This window comes from Myroides sp. C1519 (assembly GCF_038039755.1).
In the GTDB taxonomy this organism is placed as follows: domain Bacteria; phylum Bacteroidota; class Bacteroidia; order Flavobacteriales; family Flavobacteriaceae; genus Flavobacterium; species Flavobacterium phaeum_A.
In genome coordinates this window covers 5,001-8,855 of record NZ_JBBPHM010000037.1, presented here as the reverse complement: position 1 = coordinate 8,855, position 3,855 = coordinate 5,001, and the positions used below count along the sequence as shown (strand labels likewise).

Sequence of the window (3,855 nt, the reverse complement as noted above, 5' to 3'; positions counted from 1 at the left end):
TGAATAATCTTTAAGAGTAATAGGCAATTGTATATCACAAAGGTAAACAATATTAATAAACCTAATATTCCGATACACTATATACGCGTACGCGCGCGCGTAATTGTCTCCGAAAATTATCACACCCCTAATTCTCTTACAATATTGTACTGTTGAGGTATATAATATTTTGAATTTCTAACCCTTGTATTACTTGCTTTATTCCTGATATTATGTGCTATCTCACGTATTTGGACATTCATAGGAGAATTAATCCATTTATAACTCAGGTACTCATTTTTAATTCTATTATATAGGTTAATATCCTTTTCAAAATAGTATCGTAACCCTGAATGTGAAAGCAATAAACTCGCATCTCTTTGCATTGATATATTAACATTAGTTATAATACACTTTTTAGTTAATGATACTACCTTATTTGACTCTATATATAAATGGTCATTTAAGGTAGTTTCCTTAATTAACTCATCTATCTTATACCCTATTAGACTACTTACTTCACTCTGAACATTATTAGAGTATTTGTCAATGGATTTTTTTAATTGCCCTTTATGATACTTATAGTTTTCGTTTGTGCCCTGTATTAAACTATCCCAAAAATTAAGACTATCATATCTTTCAATCTTTAATCTTTCTCTTTCCTTTAAATGGTCAATTTGGGTAGTAAAGTCATAAAACAACACATTATCCCACTCCAATAAAAGTGATTCTTTGAAGTTTAAAAACAATTCTCTCTTTAAATCGTTTAATGAATAGATTCCTATCCTATTTAACTTCTCCATCTTTCTATACTTAATCTCAAATCTCATTAAGTTATCAGGCACATCAGAAAACCTACTCTTAAAGTGTTTTGTTTTATTATATAGTTTAATGTAATATTGAGAATGAACACATTGTTTATAATTCCCCTCTGCATTATGGTATTTACTTTCAAATGACACTTTTCTATGTAGAATTGAATGATTAATAACTTCATCCACTTCATAAGGAACAACAACATTAACACCTATTTCCAAACATCGTAATCGACAATCACAGGCATCTATACTAAATTGACTTTTGAGTAATAAAACCGTTTTAAGGAAATCGTCAATACTAAAGTCATTATAATTATGCTCTCCCTGATTATACAACTTATGCAAACTTCCACTGATAAATATATTACCTGAACTATAAATTTCAAATTTCATATTCTTATAGTATGCAGTCTTTACATTTGAGATAATTTCTCCTGTTGTTGTGTTTACATTCTCAGTAAAATTTAATAGACTATTGCCTTCTAATATGGATTGATATTTAACAGGCAACATCACTTTGATAAAATCAACCATTTTTTATTACATTTGAATTACTAAAATTCTTACAACAATGCTGTAAGGTTTTAAACTGAACAATTGGAAAGAGGTGCGATTAAACACCTCTTTTCTTCTTTTTAGTATTGTTCTATAATTCTCTGTAACATAGTTGAATTATAAGGATAATAAGACCTATAAACGTCTATCCTTAACTGACTATCACTATATACAAAGACTAAAAGATTCTTTTTGCCCTTGTAAACTCTATCCCCATAAAAGACGTTATCTTTCTTAGTAAATCTTAATCCTGTAACTTTCTCACAGGTTCTCCAATTAGTAGTAGTACGCAAACGCAAATACTTATTAAATCCTTTTGCATCTGAAAAACCCCTATAATCTTCAATTCTTAACTCTTCAGTCAGTAAGTTAATACTTTGGAGAGATTGATTAACTATCGTATAAACATCATACGTTTTAACTGAGTGCGTTAGTTCGTAATAATGACTATAAAAATCAGGTAAATTAAAACTCGTATTCATAGACTAATTATTTAAAGGGATTAAACAATTATCTATATCAGCACGTAAAAAGTAAACACGTGCCCCTATTCCGTAAGGTTTTAATTTACCTGACTTACACCAATTATGTACTGTGGAAATATCCACTTTAAACATATCTGCAACCTCCTGACGTGTTAAGTACTCATTAGGTTGTTTAGGTGTTAACTTTTCAAAAAAGGTCTTTAATACCTCTTGAACTCCTTTATTGATTTCCTCTTTTAATTGTTGAGGTGTAACCGAAATAAATTGTATTTGACTCATTTAAAATCTTTTATTGATTAATTCTAAGACAAAGTTCAACCTACTTCAATTCCGATTTTAATACATTTTTCTACTATTTTAGGAGTTTTTCTCTTAAACTATCATACATAATCTTTCTTGCATTACTGTCTGCATTTGAATTAAACGAAGAATTATCAGTAAATCGAGTATAGTCCTCTGGTATTAAACTTTCTTTATCCAAGAAATCAATTATTCCCTTATATGAAACTGATTTAATAATTAACTCATTTTTTTTCATTTCACGAACAAGGAAACTCACAGAGTTATATAACTCCTCACTTTTACTACGATTAATAAACTCTTTAAAGAAACAATAGTTAACATTATCTGTACCTATAAATATTTCTCTATATGGGTTCTCATTATCACTTTGAATAGGAGATATATTAGTATTACTTACTTCATTTGAAGTAACCTCTTTAAGTACACTATCATATTTATTTTGTACACTTTGTACGTTACTTTCATACTCTTTTATAATTCTTTTAATAGCAAGACAGAAAGGTTCAGTCACTCTAATAATATCATCTCTATATATATGACCATAAAATGAATGATTAGTAAAAGAATCTAAAGAAATAGGATATGCCTCTGTTCCCTTTCTTATTCCCTCAATCTCTTCATCAATTTCCTTAATACATACTAAATCAACAACCTCCTTACTCTTACAATCTCCTTTTATCCACAACAACTCATGTATTCTTTTATTCTCCTTTTCTTTAATCTTGTTTAATAACATTTGGATAATCCCATTGCAACCTCTAAAGAACTCATCCAATGAATAATGTTCCTTTTCTGCCTTTTTAAATTCACGATAAAAATGTTGTGTAATATCGTCTTGATGACCTTTACAAAATCCTTTTAAAACTATATCTAAATAATTCAAACCCATAATACTATGCTCTTTTAACTACTTTCAACTGTGGTTCATTATTACTATTCATTTTTTCACATGAATCTATAAAGGCATCTGCGTTTACATCTTTATCTTGCCTTTTATTGATATACTTCAAAAAAATACTTTCTTGCGTGTGCCCCGTAATACTCATAAGAATTGGTGTTCTAATAGTAATATAAAAATTTGTTGCAAACGAACGCCTAAAACTATGTGAAGTAATAAAATTATACTTAGGTAAAGAAACTAACTCTTTTTCTTTAGTTTTAGAGTTAGTAATATATCCTTTTACAACTTGATTAATCTTTGCAATCTCGCAAACTCTGCCAATGTGATAATTTATCTTATTAAGAGATACAGGCTCAGGAAAGTCATTTTTTAGAATATCAACAATATAATCTTTAGATACCCCAATAGTGACATTGGTATCTGTTTTTTGTTGAATAACATCAATGTATAATCCTTTTGCATTCTCTCTTATATTATCAGGTGTAATACTTAATAAATCCCCTCCCCTTTGTCCAATAAAACAACCTATTAATATCCATTTCTGAACATTTTTAAGGTGTTTGGTTGGCATTTCTGTATTATAAATTTGTAGTAATTCGTCAAACGAAAGGGTGTGTATATAACGGTCTTTATCTTGTTGTCTAAATGGTTGTAGAGTAATTGAATGAATTGTAACATCAATATCATTCTTTTGTGCATCCAAACAAACCGTTTTAATAAACTCAAATTGTTTACCTGAATAATTAACAGTGTATCTTCTTTCATTAAGTAACCACGTCTTAAACTTCTCAGTAAACGATTTATTAATCTCTCT

General features: G+C 28.7%; 5 protein-coding genes (1 of these 5 cut by a window edge). All 5 read right to left on the bottom strand.

The window, feature by feature from the left end:
- Positions 1 to 119 precede the first annotated feature (119 nt).
- Complete coding sequence (locus AABL81_RS13275; RefSeq protein ID WP_063175081.1) at positions 120 to 1,331, bottom strand: hypothetical protein; 1,212 nt, start codon at positions 1,329 to 1,331, stop codon at positions 120 to 122.
- A 101-nt stretch (positions 1,332 to 1,432) separates the two neighbouring features.
- Complete coding sequence (locus AABL81_RS13270; RefSeq protein WP_160339585.1) at positions 1,433 to 1,834, bottom strand: hypothetical protein; 402 nt, start codon at positions 1,832 to 1,834, stop codon at positions 1,433 to 1,435.
- A 3-nt stretch (positions 1,835 to 1,837) separates the two neighbouring features.
- Positions 1,838 to 2,116, bottom strand: coding sequence for a helix-turn-helix domain-containing protein (locus AABL81_RS13265; RefSeq protein ID WP_063175079.1), 279 nt, complete (start codon positions 2,114 to 2,116; stop codon positions 1,838 to 1,840).
- Positions 2,117 to 2,189: 73 nt separating this feature from the next.
- A complete protein-coding gene (locus tag AABL81_RS13260) occupies positions 2,190 to 3,029 on the bottom strand; it encodes a hypothetical protein (RefSeq protein WP_341341296.1) in 840 nt (279 codons plus the stop codon).
- Positions 3,030 to 3,033: 4 nt separating this feature from the next.
- Positions 3,034 to 3,855, bottom strand: partial view of a phage integrase SAM-like domain-containing protein gene (locus AABL81_RS13255; protein ID WP_341341295.1) — the 3' portion only. 477 nt of this gene lie beyond the right edge of the window; the window shows 822 of its 1,299 coding nt (coding positions 478-1,299); the start codon falls outside the window, past its right edge — the gene reads right to left on this strand; the stop codon is at positions 3,034 to 3,036.

What these genes read in the sequence shown, in the direction of transcription:
- AABL81_RS13275 (WP_063175081.1), bottom strand. Translation starts at nt 1,331, where the DNA reads ATGGTTGATTTTATCAAAGTGATGTTGCCTGTTAAATATCAATCCATA.
- AABL81_RS13270 (WP_160339585.1), bottom strand. Translation starts at nt 1,834, where the DNA reads ATGAATACGAGTTTTAATTTACCTGATTTTTATAGTCATTATTACGAA.
- AABL81_RS13265 (WP_063175079.1), bottom strand. Translation starts at nt 2,116, where the DNA reads ATGAGTCAAATACAATTTATTTCGGTTACACCTCAACAATTAAAAGAG.
- AABL81_RS13260 (WP_341341296.1), bottom strand. Translation starts at nt 3,029, where the DNA reads ATGGGTTTGAATTATTTAGATATAGTTTTAAAAGGATTTTGTAAAGGT.